Here is an 18131-nt window from a genome sequence, read left to right on the forward strand (position 1 = left end):
AGAAATAAAATAATTTATGATAAAATTAAATTGAATAAATATTAAAAAGAGTAGCATATTTAAATTAAGTTTTATATAATAGGGTAAACTGATAGGGAGATGAGTTATATGAAGTTAATTATAGCAATTGTACAAGATGAAGATTCAGGAAAATTAATAAATGTTTTAACTGAAGCAAGTTTTAGGGTAACAAAACTTGCTACTACAGGTGGTTTTTTAAAGGCAGGCAATACTACATTAATTATTGGAGTAGAGGAAGAGCTTGTAGACAAAGTATTATCTCAAATTGAAGAGGTATGCAAAAGAAGAGAGCAAATTGTAACTGCACCTACACCGGTAACAGGGTCTACAGGTTTGTATGTTCCATATCCTGTAGAAGTAGAGGTTGGAGGAGCGACTGTTTTTGTAGTAGATGTAGATAAATTTGTGAAAATTTAATTGGAGGGATTTGCAATTGAGTATTAATGCGATAATAGGGCATGATAGTGTAAAAATACAAGCAGCAAGTTCTATAGAAAAAGGAAGATTTTCTCATGCTCATATTATTGTAGGTGAAGAGGGAATTGGGAAAAGCATTATAGCAAAAGAGATAGCTATAAAGCTTTTAGGTAAAGAAAAAAATAAACAGTATGTGGATATAACAGAATTTAAGCTGCAAAAAGATAAGAAGTCTATAGGAATAGATGAAATAAAAAATATAATCGAAGAAACTAATAAAAAACCTTATGAGGGAGATAAAAAGGTAATTCTTTTGTACAGTGCAGATAAAATGACAGAAGCGGCGCAAAATGCATTTTTAAAGACTATAGAAGAGCCACCTAAAGGTATTTTTATAATTCTATTGTGCGAAAAACTAGAGAAAATATTGGATACAATAAAATCTAGATGTCAGATATATAAGCTTAATAGATTAAATGAAGAGGAAATGTTATTATTTTTAAAAAATAGATTTCCAGATATATCAGAAGATGAGATAAAGACTATTAATGCATTTAGCGATGGGATTCCAGGTAGAGCAGAAAGGTTTATGGAAGACACATCGCTAAAAGAAATTAGGAACAACACGGTAAATATATTAAAAGGTATTTGTAAAAATAAGCTTGAAGACTCTTTAGTTTACGAAGATTTTCTTCTTAAATATAAAGGAGAATGGCAAGAGGTTCTTACTTGGTTTCTTTCCTATATAAGGGATATTTTAGTATATAAAGAAACAGGTAATAATGAGTTAATAATAAATATAGACAAAATAGATGAAATAAAAGATATGGCGGAAATGTTTTCATTTAACAAATTAAATGGTATTATTAATATTATAAAAGACACTAGAAAAAAACTAGAAAGAAACGTAAATCCTGTCCTAGTTTTCGATTCTATGTTGGTGAAAATGCAGGAGGTATAGTATGGTAACAGTAGTGGGTGTAAGATTTAAAAAAGCTGGTAAAATATATTATTTTTCACCAGGTGAATTGGATGTAAAGAAGAATGAGCATGTAATAGTAGAAACTGCTAGAGGAGTGGAATTTGGAGAGTGTGTGATAGCACCTAAGCAAATTGGAGAAGATGAAATTGTATCTCCTCTAAAAAGTGTTATAAGAATAGCTACGCAAGAAGATATAGATAGACATTCAGAAAATAAACAAAAAGAGGAAGAAGCTTTTAATGTATGTTTGGAAAAAATTCAACAGCATGATTTAAAGATGAAGCTTATAGATGTAGAATATACCTTTGATAACAATAAAGTTATATTTTATTTTACAGCAGATGGCAGAGTGGATTTTAGAGAACTGGTAAAGGATTTAGCTGCTATATTTAGAACTAGGATTGAGCTAAGACAAATTGGAGTAAGAGACGAAGCTAAGATGATAGGTGGGCTGGGGCCATGCGGAAGAACTATGTGTTGCTCTACGTTCTTAGGAGACTTTGCTCCAGTTTCTATAAAGATGGCTAAAGAACAAAACTTATCTTTAAATCCAACTAAGATTTCAGGAATATGCGGTAGACTTATGTGTTGCTTAAACTATGAACAAGAAACTTATGAGCATATAAGAATAAAACTACCTAAAGTAGACTCAGTTGTAGATACTCCTTATGGAAAAGGAACAGTAGTTTCAAACTCCGTAGTAAAAGAAAGTGTAAAGGTTAAAATTAAACCGCAAGATGGAGACGAAACAATAAAAGAAATACCTATAGATGAAATAGAATTAATTTCAGGAAGTTTTGAAGGAAGTATAAATGAAGATGAAATTAAGATTGACGTTGAAGCTGAAGGTGTTGAAGATGCGGCTATAATTAAAGAACTATTTAAGGAGGACTAAGGAGGTTTAGTATGAAATCTGTTTTGAAAATCTGCAACATGCATACAGTGGAAGATGTCAATAAGATAAGAAGAGCCATTTCTAATAATGAAGGTGTTGTTGCTTGTCAAATAAATAGAGAAAAGGGAGAAGTAAGCGTTGTATACGACGATTATTTTGTAAATAATGAATCATTAATCCAATCCCTTGAGGATTTAGGATACGCGGTATTATAGGAAAATTAGCTTTAAAAATTAATTAAAACGTGGTAAAATAAAAAGTAGATGTTAATCATCTAAATTTATAAGGAGGTGTTTACATATGGCATACAAAATATTAGACACTTGCGTAAGCTGTGGAGCATGTGCTTCAGAATGTCCAGTTAACGCTATAAGTCAAGGAGATACTCAATTTGATATAGATGCAGCTGCTTGCATCGATTGCGGAAACTGTGCAAATGTTTGCCCAGTAGGAGCTCCAGTTCAAGAATAATTTAATGTGAAAAGACTACCGGAAGGTAGTCTTTTTATTTATGATATTTTATTTAGATAGATTATATTATTAATATGTTTCAACAGCTAATATAATAAATATTGAATAAAAATAACTTTGAACATATAGTATAAACATTTATTATATTTAGTAAAGATTAACTTAATATAAACGAATATCTATTGTGTGAGTATAAATATTTTTAGTGTAGTTTATACGAAAATATTATTATATGGAGGATAGATATGGATATTTCTGTTATTGTCTTTATTATAGTTGGTTTTGGATCTATTGTAGCGGGATTTTTAATAGAGAAAGGGGTATTAAGTGCTCTTTTTTTACTTGCACCAGCGATAATAGTATTTGGTGGAACTGCAGGTGCGGTTGGACTTACATTCCCTATGGAAATTTTAAAAAGATTACCTAAGATAATAAAAGTAGCTATAAATCCTAAAAAAATCGATTTACCAGGATTAGTAGCTTACTTTAAAGATGTGTCATATAAAACTAGAAAAAATGGATTGTTAAGTCTCGAAGGGGAAATATCTAATGACCCTAATTTAGATCCTTTTATTAAAAAAGGGCTTCAATTGGTAGTAGACGGTGTAGATCCTCAAGCAGTTAGAAGTATTTTGGAATTGGAGTTAGAATCTACATCTGAAAGACATAGAAAAGGAGCTGCTATTTTTGAACAAGCTGGTGGATTTTCTCCTACATTAGGTATTATAGGTACCGTAATGGGACTAGTTCACATTTTAGCTGACTTATCGGATCCAAACTCTTTAGGACCTAAAATTGCATCTGGATTTTTAGCCACATTATACGGTCTTTCATCTGCAAACCTTTTATTTTTACCACTAGCTACTAGGTTAAAATCATTGGATGAAAAGGAATTTGGAGAAAAATCTCTTATTATTGAAGGCATATTATACATACAAGAAGGTATAAACCCTAATACTATAGCTGAAAAATTAAAGGGATTCCTAAGTAAAGAGGAAGTTGCCAAATTTGAAGGAATGGATGGTAAAGCTGAGATATGAAGAAAAGAAAGCATGAAGAGCATCCGAATCATGAGCGATGGTTGCTTAGTTATTCTGATTTCATGACTTTACTTATGATACTTTTCGTTGTACTGTTTGCTATGAGTAATGTTGACAAGGCAAAATTTAAACAATTATCAGATTCACTTAGAGTATCTATGGGTGGAGGGAAATCTATAGTTGCTAAAGAAGATGGTGTGCCAATAACTGTTGATACTAAGCCAATCGAAAATGATTTAACTGAAAAAGCTGAACAAGCAAAAATGGAAGATTTGAAAAGACAGGTAGATAAGTATCTTGAGAAGAATGGAATGAAAGCGGATGTTAGTACTCAAGTTGATGAGAGAGGGCTTGTTGTAAGTTTAAATGATACTTTATTTTTTGACACTGGTAGAGCTGAAGTAAAGCCAGAATCACAAAAGAAGCTTATTGAAATAGCAAAAATACTGAATCAACTTAACAATTATATGAGAGTAGAGGGGCATACGGATAATGTACCTATAAAAAATGATCAATTTTCATCCAATTGGCAGTTGTCATGTGCTAGGGCCTCTAATGTTACAGAATTACTGATTAATAGTGCCAATATTCCTCCTCAGAAACTTTCGGCAGTAGGATATGGGGAATATAGACCTATAGCAGATAACTCAACAGAAGATGGGAAAGCTAAGAATAGAAGAGTAAATATAATCATTGTAAGCAGTAAGTTTGATAAAATAGAAAATAATAAAGCTAAATAATTATTAAGATACTTTGCAAATATTTCAGTATAAATTTATAGTTATTTCCGGGAAATAAGAGCCTTAAGGTAGTCAAATCCTTAAGGCTTTCTTATATTGATTTGACAACTTTATATATATAAATCATAATTATATAAGCAGATTTAATAATTAATTATAGATTTCCTATATGCATTTTTAATAAAAGTGAGGATTACGATTATGAATAAAGAATGGTTAAAAAATGATGAAACATTAGATGATCTGCAGCTAAAAGGGATTTGTGTCATACAGAAAAAAGATGCATTTAGATTTGGTGTAGATGCAGTATTGCTTGCAAACTTTGCTAAAGTGAAAAAAGGTGCTAGAATTATAGATTTATGCAGTGGTACAGGAATAATACCTTTTATACTGGCAGGAAAAACAGATGCTGCTAATATTACTGGAATAGAAATACAAGAGCCAATGGTAGATATGGCCAAAAGATCTGTTGAATTTAATAAATTACAACATAGATTAGAGTTCATAAATAAAGATCTTAAGGATATTGAGTTTTTAAAGAAGTTACCTAAAGTTGATGTAGTAACTGTAAATCCACCATACAAACTTAAAAATTCAGGTATTATAAACATGGATGATGAAAATGCTATTGCAAGGCATGAAATATGCTGTACTCTAGAAGATGTGATTAAGGCAGCTAAAGGAGTCTTAAAAGATAATGGTAGAATATATATGATACATAGACCAGATAGACTAGCAGACATTATTTGTACTATGAGACAATATAAAATTGAACCTAAACTTATAAGAATGATTCAACCTAACTTTAGAAAGGCTCCTAATATGGTGTTAGTTGAAGGACAAAATAATGGGGGTACCTTCTTAAAGTGGGAAGCGCCACTATACATATATAATATAGAAGGTGGATATACTGAGGAAATCGATAGAATATATGGTAGATAAAATTTGGAGGATTAACTATGAGCTTTGGAAAACTATATTTAGTGCCAACCCCTATAGGAAACTTAAAAGACATAACATTAAGGGCTTTAGAGGTATTAGAAAATGTTGATTTAGTGGCGGCGGAAGACACAAGACAAAGTCTTAAATTACTAAATCATTTTAATATAAAAAAGACATTAATAAGTTATCATAAACACAATGAACAAGGTAAAAGCATGGATTTAATAGAAAAGATTAAGGATGGAAAAAGCATAGCACTAATAAGTGATGCAGGAACTCCAGGAATATCAGATCCAGGAAGCATTATAGTATTAAAATGTATTGAAGAAAATATAGATTTTGAGGTTTTACCTGGAGCTACAGCGATAACTACAGCATTAGTATATTCGGGATTAGATACTAGCAAGTTTATATTTAGAGGTTTTTTACCTAGAGAGAACAAAGATAAGAGAATTATTATGGAAGAATTGAAAGATAGGAAGGAAACACTAGTTTTTTATGAGTCACCTCATAGAATTAGGGAAACTTTAGAGTTTCTTAGAAGCAATTTAGGTAATCGAAGAATTTCTATTTGTAGAGAGCTTACTAAGCTACATGAACAAATATTAAGGTTTAGTTTAGATGAAGCCATAGGTTACTATTCAGAAAAAGATATAAAAGGTGAATTTGTACTTATAGTTGAAGGAAAACGAGAGGAAGAAATATTAGAAGAAGAAAGGGCAAAATGGGAAGCACTGTCTATTGAAGAGCATATCAAAAATTATATTTCTGAAGGATTAAGCAAAAAAGAAGCTATTAAAAAGGTAGCTAAGGATAGAAAGTTATCAAAGTCGGAGATTTACAAATATTCTATTGATTTGTAAATGACTGGCAGCAATTGTCGTTGCGAAATTATAATAAGTAAAAATATGGAAGATAAATACATATATATGAATAAATTTTTGAAATTTATTGATAAATTTGTGTCTTAAACATATAAACTTTAATATTTTGAAAAAAATAGTATGATAACGTTGAGATTTTATGCATTTTAGTGCTATAATATAAATACTTGACATATTAACAAAGCTTTAAGTAAAAAGTACATAAAAATTAGCATTTAAATTTAACAAGAATATACAAAAGTTATTCGACACTGGGGAGGTTTGGAAATTGAATAGAAGAATGTTATCTGCTGTTATTGCTTTATCAGTAGTACTAGTAACTGGTAGAAATGTTTTAGCAGCACCGACGAGCTCATCTACTTCATTAAAGCAAATTAAGGATCAGAGACAAGATTTAGGGACCAAAGTGGAAAAACTAGATGAACAAATTGGCCAAGTTATGAAGCAAATAGATGATAATAAAAAAGGAATAGAGAAAACAAATAAAGAGATAAAGGATAATCAAGCTCAGTTAGAAAAGTCTGAACAAAATATAAAAGGACAACAGGACTTATTTGGAAAAAGAGTAAGAGCAATGTACATAAATGGAGCAAATAGTTACCTTGATGTTATATTACAGGCAGATAATCTAGGTGATTTTATTACGAGAGTAGATACTGTAAAGAAAGTAGTAGGTTTTGATCAAAAAATAATAAAAGATTTGAAAGATGAGAATAATGCTATAGCTCAGAAAAAGCAAGCATTAGACGATAAAAATAAAAAGCTTTTAGCATTAAAAGCTGATAATGAAAAAAAATTGTCCAAGCTTAACAGCGATAAGACTTCACAAAATAAGTTAATAGCTGATTTAGAAGCTAAAGAAAAAGTATTGGCAGCACAAGATACTGCTACTGCAAGAATAGTTGCATCTGCGGCAAACCAAGTTCAAAAAGTTAGATCAGAGGCTCCAAGGCTTTCAAGAGGAAGTGGAACAACTTCCACGCCTGCTTCATCAAGTTCAGTTGTTGCATATGCATCAAATTTCTTGGGCACTCCTTATCAATGGGGAGGTAATGGACCAAGTACCTTTGACTGTTCAGGATTCACTAGTTATGTTTATAGCCACTTTGGAGTAGGATTGCCAAGAGTTGCAGCAGATCAGCAAGGAGCAGGTACTGCTGTGTCTAGAGATCAACTTCAACCAGGAGATTTAGTTTTCTTTGGATCACCTGCACACCACGTTGGAATATATGTAGGTAATGGATGCTATATTCATGCGCCAAGAACTGGAGATGTAGTTAAGATTTCTTCATTAGATGATAGATCTGATTTTACTGGAGGAACAAGAGTTAAATAAAAAAAAGGCTTACAGATTTGTATTTGTAAGCCTTTTCTTATATTTAAAGAAAAACAACATAATTGATTTAATATTATTTTTGTATAGGAAATAGATTTTTATTATAAAGAATAAAAAACCCACATAAATTATGTGGGTTAATAAGGACTACTTGTCCCCTTTTAATTCGTTCATGCAGTTTTTACATATATTTTTTCCTTTGTAATTTACAACGTCTCTTGCATCTCCACAGAAAATACATGCTGGTTCGTATTTCTTAAGTATTATTTGTTCGCCATCCACATATATTTCTAAAGCATCTTTTTCTGCGATATCTAGAGTTCTTCTTAACTCTATTGGAATAACTATTCTACCTAACTCGTCTACTCTTCTTACAACACCTGTTGATTTCATTTAAATTTCCTCCTCTAATCCCATAATTCGACATATGTTTAATTAAATAATAGCAAATATTACATTTAAAGTCAATAACATTTTGAAAATTGTTTTACAAATTTCTTATTAAATTCCATCTATAGTTAATATACTCCCAAAATATACAAATGTCAATATATTTTTATTGCAAAATACATTTTTTTACTGTATCATTAAATATAGATAAATCAAGGACTTGTTAGAAAATTACATGAAATTATATAATAAATTCCTTATAAATAAACAAATTATGAATTTTATAAATAAAATAGTAATTATATGGATAACAAGAAAACAATGTCGAAATTATGTTAATATAGAATTAAAGTTATAAAATATGAGATTATTATATGGTTAAATGTGTATTTATGATGAGGATTATAAGCACTTCAAATAATATATAGTGGGTGAAATATATGGATAATTCAAATGAGTTTATAAATCAGTTTAAATGCATATTAAAAAGTTTGGGTGGAGATGCTTATCTAGTAGGCGGTTATGTTAGAGACAAATTAATAAGTTCTAGAATTGAACCTAACGACATTGATATAATATATAGCGGTGATATCTCAAAACTCATTAATGAACTTAATAACTTAGGTTATAAGTTTTTTTCTATAAAAGAGGATATAGGAATATATAGATGCATAATTGGAAATTTGACAATAGATGTAGCTGTAATGAAAGGAAAATCAATTGAAGAAGATTTGGCTAAAAGAGATTTTACTATAAATACGATATGCATAAAGCTACTGGAAAATAAAATAATAGATCCCTTTAAAGGAAGAAATTCTATTAAATCTAGAATAATTCAAAATGTAAGTAACAAAAGCTTAGAAGATGATCCAGTTAGAATATTAAGGGGAATAAGATTTTATATAACTTACGGGATGCATTTTAGTTTTGACACAGAAAATAACCTAGTTAAAATAGCACCTAATTTGAAAAGTTGTGTAAAAGAAAGAGTATTTAATGAATTTATGAAAATAATAGAGAGTGACAAAGAGGGGAAAGCTTTTGAGTTTCTAGATAACTACAATATACTAAGAAATATGTTTCCATATATAGATGAATTAAAGACTATTGGAAAATGTAAATATCATATGGAAGATGCATTTACACATATGAATCTGACCTATGGAGTATTTAAAGATTTGCTAAACAAGAGAATAATTATTAATAAGTTAGATTTAAGCGTATTTGAAAAGAAAATAGGAAGCTTTAAATTAAAAGAGTATGTGGCTTTTGCATGTTTTATGCATGATATAGGTAAGTTTAAATGCTATAAGAAAACAGATGAAAAGATTAGCTTTTATGGTCATGATGTAGAGGGAGCTAAGATTATTAAGTCGGTTTGTGAAGATATGAATTTTCCTAAAGAGGCATCAGAACTTATTGAGAAGCTTGTGGAAGGTCATATGTATACACTTGGATTATTTAATTCTGACATTAAAGAACTTAAAAAATCATTTTATAAATTCTTTAACAAGTATGAGAAGTTTTCAGTACAATTACTTGTACTTTCTTTTTGTGACAATTATGCTACTAGTATGATTTTTGATCCTAAAAATGAAAAAAAGAGGTATAAAGAATTTATAGAAAATATGCTAGGTGAATATAAAAGATATACAGAAATTAAAAAATATAGGCTTGTATCAGGAAGTGAAATAATAAGCATTACTAGAAAACAGGGTCCTGAGATAGGTTCTTTACTAGATAATATTGATATGCTTAGATATTTAGGGAAAATAAATACTAGAGAAGATGTTATTAAATATTTAGGTGAAAAATAAAATTTTAGATTATGATTTAGTATGTTATAATATTAAAATCAAATAAAATTAATAGACTGGGGGAATACTGAATGAAAATATTTATTGATACTGCTAATGTTGAAGAAATAAAAAGAGTAGCGGAATGGGGTATACTTGATGGAGTCACTACCAATCCTTCACTAATTGCAAAAGAAGGCAGAGATTTAAAAGAAGTGATTGAAGAAATATGTTCAATTGTTGATGGACCAATAAGTGCAGAGGTTATGAGTTTAGAATCAAAAAAAATGGTAGAAGAAGCTAGAGAACTTGTTAAGCTTCATAAAAACGTTGTAATAAAAATACCTATGTGTGAAGAAGGTCTTAAGGCAGTAGCTATATTAGCAAAAGAGGGTATAAAAACAAATGTTACTTTAATATTCTCTGCACAACAAGCTTTACTTGCAGCAAAAGCAGGTGCTAGTTTTGTAAGTCCGTTTTTAGGAAGACTAGATGATATAGGAAATGAAGGAATTACAATTATTAGTGATATAGCTGATATATTCGATATATATGGAATTGAAACAGAAATAATATCAGCAAGTGTAAGACATCCAATACATGTTTTAGAATGTGCAAAGGCTGGTTCAGACATTGCTACAATACCATATAAAGTGTTAGTTCAAATGTTAAAACATCCTTTAACTGATATAGGAATAGAGAAGTTTATAGAAGATTACAATAAGTCACAAAAATAGTTTACAAATATTAAAAACCTGATGGCATAAAACATCAGGTTTTTTTGATAATGATTTACGTAATCTGACAGTTATTAAGTCTAGTTCTATGTATAAAATGAAATAAATTTTTTGAAAAAAGTAGGATATGAGAGAATTATGCAAGACAAGAATAAGTAGTTCTATCAAAAAAGACTAAGATTATTAACACAATAAATTATCCACACTGTGAATAAAGATATAGAAAAACTACTAAAACTTAATAATATCAATATGTATAAGTTATCCACAAAATGTGTTGATAAAAACACTAAAACTGTGGACAAATTATAATATATTCCTAAGAATCCACAGACTGAAAAAATTGATTGCTAATAAGTCATTTTTTTGAATGATAAATATTGTTGAAAAAGAGTTCTGATTTTACAGAACTCTTTCAAGCTATTAGATTAATCTATTCTTCTATACTTTGGAAGGTTGAAACAATAAAATCGAATTCTTCAGGATTACTTATTTCACCATAACTATCCTCAGAAATTCCAGGGTAGTAGTATAAAATAAACTTTTCTTTAGTAATTATATTTTCAATTATTATATACTTTGTATCGAGTTCCACATCTTGAAGTATACCAAGCACCATATATCTATCATTGCCACCTGTTCTATTATTGGTTAAATCCAATATAAAGTTTTCAGGTTTAGAAACATTGGCTTTTTTATGATCACAAAAAACTGTACAGGAGTTATCACGGCAAGCCATGCAGCTATCAAACTTACAATCAGCAGTACAATTTAGACATTTACACTTACTACACTTTTCTAATTGATTTAAAGATTCAGAGTTATCTTTTTTATAATCATTCAATAAATCAATGTATTTATCGTTATTGAATCTGCTGAAGAAGCCACCTTTGCTAATTTCTGATTCAGTTGCTTGTAATAGTTCAATATATTTCTTTAATACAGATGCTTTTGCAACATACTTTCTACTTTTTAAAGTAGATTCTTCTAAGAAAGGAGATACATTATCTATAGCATAATTTATATCCACATAAAGTTTTCCGTATTTATTTTTTTCACTCTTTAAAAATTCATCAGCTTTACTCATATATTATCCCCTTAATTTTGTTTATATTTTTTTAATTCTTCATCAAGGTTTGTTTCATTTAGCTTTTCAAATTCTTTTTCTAAAGAGTTATCTTCTCTTAGGTCTTCAAGTCCTTCAGCTATAGATTCTTTCTTTTGAATTTTTCTTTCTATATCATCTAAGTTTATTTTATTGCTTCCAGTATCTACGTTTGCTAAAATTTCATTTACTTTTTTGCTAGCTTCGGCATTGTTAAATCTTGCAGCAGCCTCATCCCTATATGATCTTGTTTTTTCAATTTCATCTTGAAGATCTTTTAATTTTGATTTTATAGCTGTAGCCTTTTTCTGAGCATCATCATAACTAACTTTTAATGAACTATAAGATTTATCAGCCTCAAGTTTTTTAGCCAAAGCTTTTTTCGCTAAATCTTCATTACCTTTACTTAAAGCTAATTTGACTTTTTCATCAAATTCTTCAGAACTTCTTTTGGCTTCTACCATCTTTTTTTCAACCTCATGGACATTACCTAAAATTTGAGCAGAAGAAAGTTTGGCTGTATTTAAACTTTCCTCCATATCTCTTATTTTCTGGTCTAATAATTCAATAGGATTTTCTACCTCATCTAAGGCATTGTTAACCTTTGATCTAAAAATATTTGATAGTCTTTTAAACATTCCCATAAAAATATCCTCCTCAATTATTTTCTTCTATATTTTTTTATTAACTTAATTATAACTATTATTATAGCAATAAAAATTATAAGCTTAAATATGCCTAATACAAAGCTTCCTGAGCTATATCCATAACCTGCACCAGGACCATAATAACTGTGTCCCCATGGAATAGGTATAGGAATAGGCAAAAATGACCGCTTAGTTCCATTGCCATAGCTTTTAGATGATGAATTTTGTGTGTTATTCGATTGAGATTTATAGCTATCATTTGATTTTGAACTGCCAGATGAAGATTTAGGAGTATTTGAAAAATCACCTGACTTAAAACCGCCGCCAGAAGATTTATTTGTGCCAGTGGAAGATTTAGGTGTACTGCTAGAAGACTTAGGAGAAGAAAAATTTCCCGATTTAAAACTACCACCAGAACTGCGGCTGCCTCCCCCAGATTTAGCATATACAATCATGTTACTTGTACTTGTAAAGTTTCCAAGGAGAGGGCTAAATATGTCTACAGATATAAATAAAAATGCAAGTAATAGGCAGATAAAGAACCGTTTTTTATTTATTTTGTTCACCCCCAAAAAATAATCCTACTTTTTACTATATGTTAGCATATTATTATACATTATTGTCTATAATTAATATTAAATTTTTATATAATTAATATTTAATCGCTGTAAAGTAAGTTATAATGGTATTATACAGTATATAATACTGCATTACAATATGATTCGAACCTTATTTTGGGTGAAATTAAACCATTTGATTGAAGTAAAAAAATAAATCGCTAAATATCTTTAGATATCTTAATATTTCTTTATGATGTATAGTGTATATTTTATAATATTTAACTTGTAAAGGGGTTATATGTACCTTATAATGTTAGTATAATATAGATTTAGAAGGTGAGTTAAATCAGAAATAAATTTTAGTTAAAAGTTATATAAGGTTTTCATGGTATAGTAAATTAAAAATTAAGGATTGTATTGGAGGGTGTAAAATTGGAAGAGAGTAAATTTGGAATAGAGTATATAAATAAGATGGCTAAAGAAATATCAAAGACTACTATAGTACCATTTGAAGATTTACCAAGATATGATTTATTTCTGTCACAGGTTATTGATTACTTAAATGATAAATTTGAAGGTGAAAAATACACAAATAATATAGTTCAAAATTATATAAAGAATGAGGTTATATCTAAACCAGAGGATGGCAAGAAAAGAGGATATACTAAATTACATTTAGCTCAACTTGTGCTTTTGAGTTATATGAGACCTATACTAACAACAGAGGAAATAAAAAAAGTATTTAGTTTGGCATTTAATGAAATAAACAACGGAGATGATGATATTATATCATGGGAAAAGGCATACAAAGTTTTCTCCGATATTCAGCAGGATAGCTTTGAGGAATTCTTATCAAAACAATATTTTAATGAGGAAAAGTTTAAAGAAACAACAAAAGATATCAATTTAACTCCAAAGGAAGAAGAGAGAATAAAAGTTTTCTTTGTAGTGATGACTTTAATATGCCAGGCAAGTGCGGTAAAAAAATTAGTACAGAATATAGTAGAATCCTATAAAAGTGAAGAATAGCTTAATTATAGAAATACTAATATAGTCAATATTGATTATATTAGTATTTTTTTATAAATAAACTCTGGCATTTTTAAAAAATATAATATATAATATATGTATATTTATACATAAAAAAGAATAAATATAACTATATTTATATATTGAGGTGGTTAAAATGTTTAATTTAAAAAATAGAAGCTTTTTAACTTTAATGGATTTTTCGCAGAAAGAAATATACTATTTTTTGTATCTTGCACAAGAACTTAAAAAAAATAAATATACAGGAAATGAAAAGAAGAGACTCAGAGGGAAAAATATAGCCCTAATATTTGAGAAGGACTCAACAAGAACAAGATGTGCATTTGAAATAGCTGCAGCTGATCAAGGGGCGTATACAACATATTTAGGACCAAGCGGAAGTCAGATGGGTAAAAAGGAATCAATTGAAGATACTGCAAGGGTCCTAGGTAGAATGTATGATGGAATAGAATATAGAGGATATAGCCAGGCTACAGTAGAAACATTAGCCAAGTACTCTGGCGTGCCAGTGTGGAATGGTCTAACTGATGAAGATCATCCTACTCAAGTACTAGCAGATTTTCTAACTATAATGGAGAATTTTAATAAGCCATTAAACAAAATAAAGTTTGCTTATGTTGGAGATGGAAGAAATAACATGGCTAATGCTTTAATGATTGGTGCAGTGAAAATGGGAATGGATTTTAGAGTAGTATCACCTAAAGAGCTAGTTCCAGATAAGAAGCTAGTAGAGAAATGTGAGGAGGAAGCCAAGAAAACCGAAGCAAGTATAACAATTACAGAGGATATAGATAAAGGTGTAAATAATGCAGATGTTATTTATACTGACGTATGGGTATCAATGGGAGAATCTGAAGAGGTATGGGAAAATAGAATAAAAGTTCTATTACCTTATCAGATAAATATAGATATGATAAAAAAGACACATAATGAAAATGTGAAATTCTTTCATTGCTTGCCTGCATTTCATAATACTAGCACATCGATAGGAAAGGTAATATTTGATAAGTATGGAATTGACGCAATGGAAGTTACAGATGACGTATTTGAAAGTAAGTATTCTGTAGTATTTGATGAAGCTGAAAATAGATTACACACAATAAAAGCAATTATGCTAGCTACTTTAGGAGATTAGACATCTTCAAAAAAATAACTAGTCAGTATGTTAGTCTATTTTTCGTCATACTGCGTCGGCAGAACCCTTAGATAGTGCTGACTATCTGCGGAACCTGCCTCCTTGTCTGACACAAAATATCCGTCGCATCTTTGACTTGTTATTTTCTTTCAGATGCCTTAAGTTAGAAAGCATTGTAATCTGAAAATTAAGTGACGAAATTTGCAAAAATATATTAGGTTCTAAGCAATATTGTTGACGTACGTTACTATTAAAAGTAAAATTAAATATTGAAAGACTTAGAATGTAATACTCATATTTATGCAATTCGGAGATGGTTACTTATGGAATTTGTTAAGAGTCTGTGGGAAAAGGAAATAATCAGAAAAGTATTTGCATTTACTTTAATCATATTTATTGTTTATTTTCTAAGAAAAGTAATAGATGTATTTTTACTAACATTTTTATTTACTTATTTAATTTATAATGTTCAAGAATTTATAATTAATAGGTTAAAGTCGTTTATAAAAATTAATCAGTTATTTATAACTATTACAGTGTACAGTATGATTTTTATACTACTAGGTTATTTTATATATAAATTTGTTCCTATAATAATTAGTCAGAGCATAAGTATTATTAATGAATTTAAAGATGTTAAGTTTAAGACTAATATAAATCAAATAGAAGAGTATTTATTTCCTCTAATAGGTAAAGTTGATATAGAAGGATATATGAAAAATGAGGCAAATTCTATATTTCAATTTATTGCTAATATAGGAAAGTGGGGAATAAATATACTGCTATCCTTGATTCTTAGTTTATTCTTTATGCTTGAAAAATCAAGAGTAGAATATTTTTTAAAAAAGTTTGAAAATAGCAGAATATCAAACATAAGTAAGTATTTGAAAATGTTTGGTATTAATTTTTTAAACTCATTTGGAAAAGTCGTGCAAGTTCAAATGCTTATTGCAGTCACAAATACAGTTCTGTCGATAACTGCACTAAGTATAATGGGTTTTCCACAACTAATAGCTTTAGCATTTATGATATTTATGTTTAGTTTAATACCTATTGCAGGTACTATAGTGTCATTAGTTCCTCTTTCGATAATTGCATATAATATTGGCGGAATTGTTAAGGTAATCTATGTGCTTGCAGTTATTGCTCTACTTTATCTACTTGAAAGTTATGTATTAAATCCTCAATTTATGTCTGTAAAAACGCATATTCCCGTATTCATTGTATTTGTAATACTTATTATATCGGAGCACTTTATGGGAATATGGGGCATATTAATTGGAATACCTTTATTTATATTTATATTAGATTTATTAGATGTAAACTTAGATAAAAGTCAGTAATATATAAAAAAGTCCCTTTTAAATTAAAAGGGACTTTTTTATATATTATTAAGTAAACATATACTTTGAGATGATATTCCTTCCTCTCTTCCAGAAAAACCAAGCCCTTCTTCTGTAGTTGCTTTTACACTTATGTTGTCTATGCTAATTTTTAACGTTTTAGCAATATTTTCTCTCATTTCAGCTATATAAGGGGCTAATTTCGGTCTTTGAGCAATAATAGTTGAGTCTATATTTTCGATTTTATATCCTTTTTTATTAATAAGATCTGCTACTTTTTCTAACAGAAGCAAGCTTGAAATATTTTTATAGGATTCATCTGTATCTGGAAAATGCTTTCCTATGTCTCCTAGAGCTAACGCGCCAAGCAAGCTATCCATAATAGCATGTAAAAGAACGTCAGCGTCGGAGTGGCCTAGTAAGCCTTTTTCATGAGGAATACTAACGCCCCCAAGGATAAGAGGTCTATCGCTAACTAATCTATGTACATCGTAACCTGTGCCAACTCTCATAATAAAGTCCTCCAATTTTTTTATTTATTTTTATGATAACACAAATAAAAAAAGGTGCAAATATTTAAGCACCTAAGATATATCTTTATTATAATATATTATTTTTTTACCGTCATTAGGATCAGAAGGTTTATTTGGAGAGCTAAATAACTTTTTAAATAAGTTTTTCAGGAAGGAAGTAAACGTTTCATTTTTATTTTTACTTGTATTTTTAGTAAAATCAACATGGATAACTTTATCTCTCATAAACATCCCTACCTTTTATACAATATTATTATATTTAAATAATACCATAAGTATAATGAAAAGTTAAGAAAATTCCAAAAAATAAAATAAGTTTTTAAAAATATATCAATTTCTATTCGTTATGTTAGGTTTAATCAATAAATTTTATGTAGCGTAATTGAAAAATATACTATATTATGTGGCTTTAATAAAGGATTGGGGGAATAACTCCCCCCTAGTATAATTATAAGAGAAAAAAGGTACAGCTCTAAGTATAAAGATGACTCATGCAAACTTAGGACTGCTAGTGATTCATATTAACAATATATGATGTTCATAGCAAATCTGTTAAAGTTAATTATGATTTTTAAATTTTAAAATATAAATTAGTAAAACAATAAGTGATAAAATACGACTAATATAAGTCTAAAACAAAATTTTGACAAAATAATTATACATAAATCTAATAGATGAGAAGATGGAATGAAATTCATGTTATCCACATATTGTCCACATTTTTGTGGATAATGTGGACAAACTTTATGTAGTATTGATTAATTTTCAAAAAACATTAATCTGTGTTTAATGTTTTTTATGATTTATAGTAAATTTCACAAGTTATAAACAAGCTTTCTGTGGATAGTGTGAATAAACTGTAATTGCCATAAGAGAATTGTAAAAATTTAGTGAATATTCTAAAATAAAAGATATGACAGTAAATTTGTAGTAAAATGCGATAAAACATCAATAATATATATTGTTATCGATATAGGATTATACAATAGAAATATATTTATCAATAATTGATATTACCTAAAAGTAACAGGTTATTCACATGTGTTGTGTTAATTAATGTGGATAAGATTATTTTTAGTATATTTTTATTACTAATAACAGAATTTA

21 protein-coding genes are annotated in these 18131 nt (G+C 28.9%); 15 read left to right on the forward strand and 6 right to left on the reverse strand.

Annotated features, from left to right (window positions below; all coding sequences use genetic code 11):
- Positions 1 to 108 precede the first annotated feature (108 nt).
- From ACZ5N4_RS27095 to ACZ5N4_RS27140, 10 genes are all read left to right on the forward strand, one after another.
- Positions 109 to 438: a cyclic-di-AMP receptor gene (locus tag ACZ5N4_RS27095; protein ID WP_464205902.1), complete on the forward strand. Its 330-nt coding sequence runs from the start codon at positions 109 to 111 to the stop codon at positions 436 to 438.
- Positions 439 to 454: 16 nt separating this feature from the next.
- Positions 455 to 1399: a DNA polymerase III subunit delta' gene (locus ACZ5N4_RS27100; protein ID WP_464205904.1), complete on the forward strand. Its 945-nt coding sequence runs from the start codon at positions 455 to 457 to the stop codon at positions 1397 to 1399.
- A gap of 1 nt (position 1400) precedes the next feature.
- Positions 1401 to 2315, forward strand: coding sequence for a PSP1 domain-containing protein (locus ACZ5N4_RS27105; RefSeq protein ID WP_464205906.1), 915 nt, complete (start codon positions 1401 to 1403; stop codon positions 2313 to 2315).
- Between the two features lie 11 nt (positions 2316 to 2326).
- Positions 2327 to 2530 carry a heavy-metal-associated domain-containing protein gene (locus ACZ5N4_RS27110; protein ID WP_178908079.1) on the forward strand — a complete coding sequence of 68 codons (204 nt, stop codon included), beginning with the start codon at positions 2327 to 2329 and terminating at the stop codon, positions 2528 to 2530.
- A gap of 85 nt (positions 2531 to 2615) precedes the next feature.
- The gene (locus ACZ5N4_RS27115; protein WP_178908080.1) at positions 2616 to 2786 is read left to right on the forward strand and encodes a DUF362 domain-containing protein; all 171 of its coding nucleotides are present in this window, start codon (positions 2616 to 2618) and stop codon (positions 2784 to 2786) included.
- Positions 2787 to 3031: 245 nt separating this feature from the next.
- Positions 3032 to 3826 (forward strand): flagellar motor protein, encoded by a 795-nt coding sequence (locus tag ACZ5N4_RS27120; RefSeq protein ID WP_178908081.1) that lies wholly within the window; start codon positions 3032 to 3034, stop codon positions 3824 to 3826.
- Positions 3823 to 4566 carry a flagellar motor protein MotB gene (locus tag ACZ5N4_RS27125; protein ID WP_464205909.1) on the forward strand — a complete coding sequence of 248 codons (744 nt, stop codon included), beginning with the start codon at positions 3823 to 3825 and terminating at the stop codon, positions 4564 to 4566. Before ACZ5N4_RS27120 ends, ACZ5N4_RS27125 begins: the two co-directional genes overlap by 4 nt.
- A gap of 201 nt (positions 4567 to 4767) precedes the next feature.
- On the forward strand, positions 4768 to 5508 hold the full coding sequence (locus ACZ5N4_RS27130; protein ID WP_464205911.1) for a tRNA1(Val) (adenine(37)-N6)-methyltransferase: 741 nt from the start codon (positions 4768 to 4770) through the stop codon (positions 5506 to 5508).
- 17 nt (positions 5509 to 5525) lie between these two features.
- A complete protein-coding gene (rsmI, locus tag ACZ5N4_RS27135) occupies positions 5526 to 6371 on the forward strand; it encodes a 16S rRNA (cytidine(1402)-2'-O)-methyltransferase (protein WP_464205913.1) in 846 nt (281 codons plus the stop codon).
- A 289-nt stretch (positions 6372 to 6660) separates the two neighbouring features.
- Positions 6661 to 7728, forward strand: coding sequence for a C40 family peptidase (locus ACZ5N4_RS27140; RefSeq protein WP_464205915.1), 1068 nt, complete (start codon positions 6661 to 6663; stop codon positions 7726 to 7728).
- Positions 7729 to 7875: 147 nt separating this feature from the next.
- Here the strand turns inward: ACZ5N4_RS27140 and ACZ5N4_RS27145 are convergent, their stop codons facing one another.
- A complete protein-coding gene (locus tag ACZ5N4_RS27145) occupies positions 7876 to 8121 on the reverse strand; it encodes an AbrB/MazE/SpoVT family DNA-binding domain-containing protein (RefSeq protein ID WP_211142626.1) in 246 nt (81 codons plus the stop codon).
- 437 nt (positions 8122 to 8558) lie between these two features.
- Here ACZ5N4_RS27145 and ACZ5N4_RS27150 point away from each other — a divergent pair, with 437 nt between their 5' ends.
- Positions 8559 to 9935 (forward strand): HD domain-containing protein, encoded by a 1377-nt coding sequence (locus ACZ5N4_RS27150; protein ID WP_464205917.1) that lies wholly within the window; start codon positions 8559 to 8561, stop codon positions 9933 to 9935.
- A gap of 71 nt (positions 9936 to 10006) precedes the next feature.
- On the forward strand, positions 10007 to 10651 hold the full coding sequence (gene fsa / locus ACZ5N4_RS27155) for a fructose-6-phosphate aldolase (protein WP_464205919.1): 645 nt from the start codon (positions 10007 to 10009) through the stop codon (positions 10649 to 10651).
- A 433-nt stretch (positions 10652 to 11084) separates the two neighbouring features.
- Here the strand turns inward: fsa and ACZ5N4_RS27160 are convergent, their stop codons facing one another.
- The 3 genes from ACZ5N4_RS27160 to ACZ5N4_RS27170 are packed head-to-tail and all read right to left on the reverse strand — an operon-like array spanning position 11085 to position 12969.
- Positions 11085 to 11738, reverse strand: coding sequence for a DUF1292 domain-containing protein (locus ACZ5N4_RS27160; RefSeq protein WP_464205920.1), 654 nt, complete (start codon positions 11736 to 11738; stop codon positions 11085 to 11087).
- Between the two features lie 11 nt (positions 11739 to 11749).
- Entirely contained in the window at positions 11750 to 12400 is a 651-nt protein-coding gene (locus ACZ5N4_RS27165) for a PspA/IM30 family protein (protein WP_464205921.1), read from the reverse strand.
- Between the two features lie 17 nt (positions 12401 to 12417).
- Positions 12418 to 12969, reverse strand: coding sequence for a hypothetical protein (locus ACZ5N4_RS27170; protein WP_464211069.1), 552 nt, complete (start codon positions 12967 to 12969; stop codon positions 12418 to 12420).
- A 411-nt stretch (positions 12970 to 13380) separates the two neighbouring features.
- Between ACZ5N4_RS27170 and ACZ5N4_RS27175 the strand changes: the two genes are divergently transcribed.
- The 3 genes from ACZ5N4_RS27175 (at position 13381) to ACZ5N4_RS27185 (ending at position 16491) form a co-directional block, all read left to right on the forward strand.
- Positions 13381 to 13992: a DUF1836 domain-containing protein gene (locus ACZ5N4_RS27175; protein ID WP_464205923.1), complete on the forward strand. Its 612-nt coding sequence runs from the start codon at positions 13381 to 13383 to the stop codon at positions 13990 to 13992.
- Positions 13993 to 14149: 157 nt separating this feature from the next.
- Complete coding sequence (argF, locus tag ACZ5N4_RS27180; protein ID WP_464205925.1) at positions 14150 to 15148, forward strand: ornithine carbamoyltransferase; 999 nt, start codon at positions 14150 to 14152, stop codon at positions 15146 to 15148.
- Between the two features lie 323 nt (positions 15149 to 15471).
- Positions 15472 to 16491: an AI-2E family transporter gene (locus tag ACZ5N4_RS27185; RefSeq protein WP_464205927.1), complete on the forward strand. Its 1020-nt coding sequence runs from the start codon at positions 15472 to 15474 to the stop codon at positions 16489 to 16491.
- A gap of 38 nt (positions 16492 to 16529) precedes the next feature.
- On the opposite strand, the gene ispF is transcribed toward ACZ5N4_RS27185, so the two are convergent.
- Both ispF and ACZ5N4_RS27195 read right to left on the reverse strand, forming a co-directional pair.
- Positions 16530 to 17003 carry a 2-C-methyl-D-erythritol 2,4-cyclodiphosphate synthase gene (gene ispF, locus ACZ5N4_RS27190; protein ID WP_464205929.1) on the reverse strand — a complete coding sequence of 158 codons (474 nt, stop codon included), beginning with the start codon at positions 17001 to 17003 and terminating at the stop codon, positions 16530 to 16532.
- Between the two features lie 72 nt (positions 17004 to 17075).
- Positions 17076 to 17249, reverse strand: coding sequence for a hypothetical protein (locus ACZ5N4_RS27195; protein WP_464205931.1), 174 nt, complete (start codon positions 17247 to 17249; stop codon positions 17076 to 17078).
- Positions 17250 to 18131 lie beyond the last annotated feature (882 nt).

It is taken from the genome of Clostridium nitrophenolicum (assembly GCF_055391695.1).

Excerpts from the sequence above, each read along its gene's own strand:
- ACZ5N4_RS27145 (WP_211142626.1), bottom strand. The coding sequence starts at position 8,121 with ATGAAATCAACAGGTGTTGTAAGAAGAGTAGACGAGTTAGGTAGAATA.
- ispF (WP_464205929.1), bottom strand. The coding sequence starts at position 17,003 with ATGAGAGTTGGCACAGGTTACGATGTACATAGATTAGTTAGCGATAGA.
- fsa (WP_464205919.1), top strand. The coding sequence starts at position 10,007 with ATGAAAATATTTATTGATACTGCTAATGTTGAAGAAATAAAAAGAGTA.
- ACZ5N4_RS27105 (WP_464205906.1), top strand. The coding sequence starts at position 1,401 with ATGGTAACAGTAGTGGGTGTAAGATTTAAAAAAGCTGGTAAAATATAT.
- ACZ5N4_RS27185 (WP_464205927.1), top strand. The coding sequence starts at position 15,472 with ATGGAATTTGTTAAGAGTCTGTGGGAAAAGGAAATAATCAGAAAAGTA.
- argF (WP_464205925.1), top strand. The coding sequence starts at position 14,150 with ATGTTTAATTTAAAAAATAGAAGCTTTTTAACTTTAATGGATTTTTCG.
- ACZ5N4_RS27095 (WP_464205902.1), top strand. The coding sequence starts at position 109 with ATGAAGTTAATTATAGCAATTGTACAAGATGAAGATTCAGGAAAATTA.
- ACZ5N4_RS27160 (WP_464205920.1), bottom strand. The coding sequence starts at position 11,738 with ATGAGTAAAGCTGATGAATTTTTAAAGAGTGAAAAAAATAAATACGGA.
- ACZ5N4_RS27130 (WP_464205911.1), top strand. The coding sequence starts at position 4,768 with ATGAATAAAGAATGGTTAAAAAATGATGAAACATTAGATGATCTGCAG.
- ACZ5N4_RS27115 (WP_178908080.1), top strand. The coding sequence starts at position 2,616 with ATGGCATACAAAATATTAGACACTTGCGTAAGCTGTGGAGCATGTGCT.
- ACZ5N4_RS27125 (WP_464205909.1), top strand. The coding sequence starts at position 3,823 with ATGAAGAAAAGAAAGCATGAAGAGCATCCGAATCATGAGCGATGGTTG.
- rsmI (WP_464205913.1), top strand. The coding sequence starts at position 5,526 with ATGAGCTTTGGAAAACTATATTTAGTGCCAACCCCTATAGGAAACTTA.
- ACZ5N4_RS27165 (WP_464205921.1), bottom strand. The coding sequence starts at position 12,400 with ATGGGAATGTTTAAAAGACTATCAAATATTTTTAGATCAAAGGTTAAC.
- ACZ5N4_RS27150 (WP_464205917.1), top strand. The coding sequence starts at position 8,559 with ATGGATAATTCAAATGAGTTTATAAATCAGTTTAAATGCATATTAAAA.
- ACZ5N4_RS27195 (WP_464205931.1), bottom strand. The coding sequence starts at position 17,249 with ATGAGAGATAAAGTTATCCATGTTGATTTTACTAAAAATACAAGTAAA.
- ACZ5N4_RS27120 (WP_178908081.1), top strand. The coding sequence starts at position 3,032 with ATGGATATTTCTGTTATTGTCTTTATTATAGTTGGTTTTGGATCTATT.
- ACZ5N4_RS27110 (WP_178908079.1), top strand. The coding sequence starts at position 2,327 with ATGAAATCTGTTTTGAAAATCTGCAACATGCATACAGTGGAAGATGTC.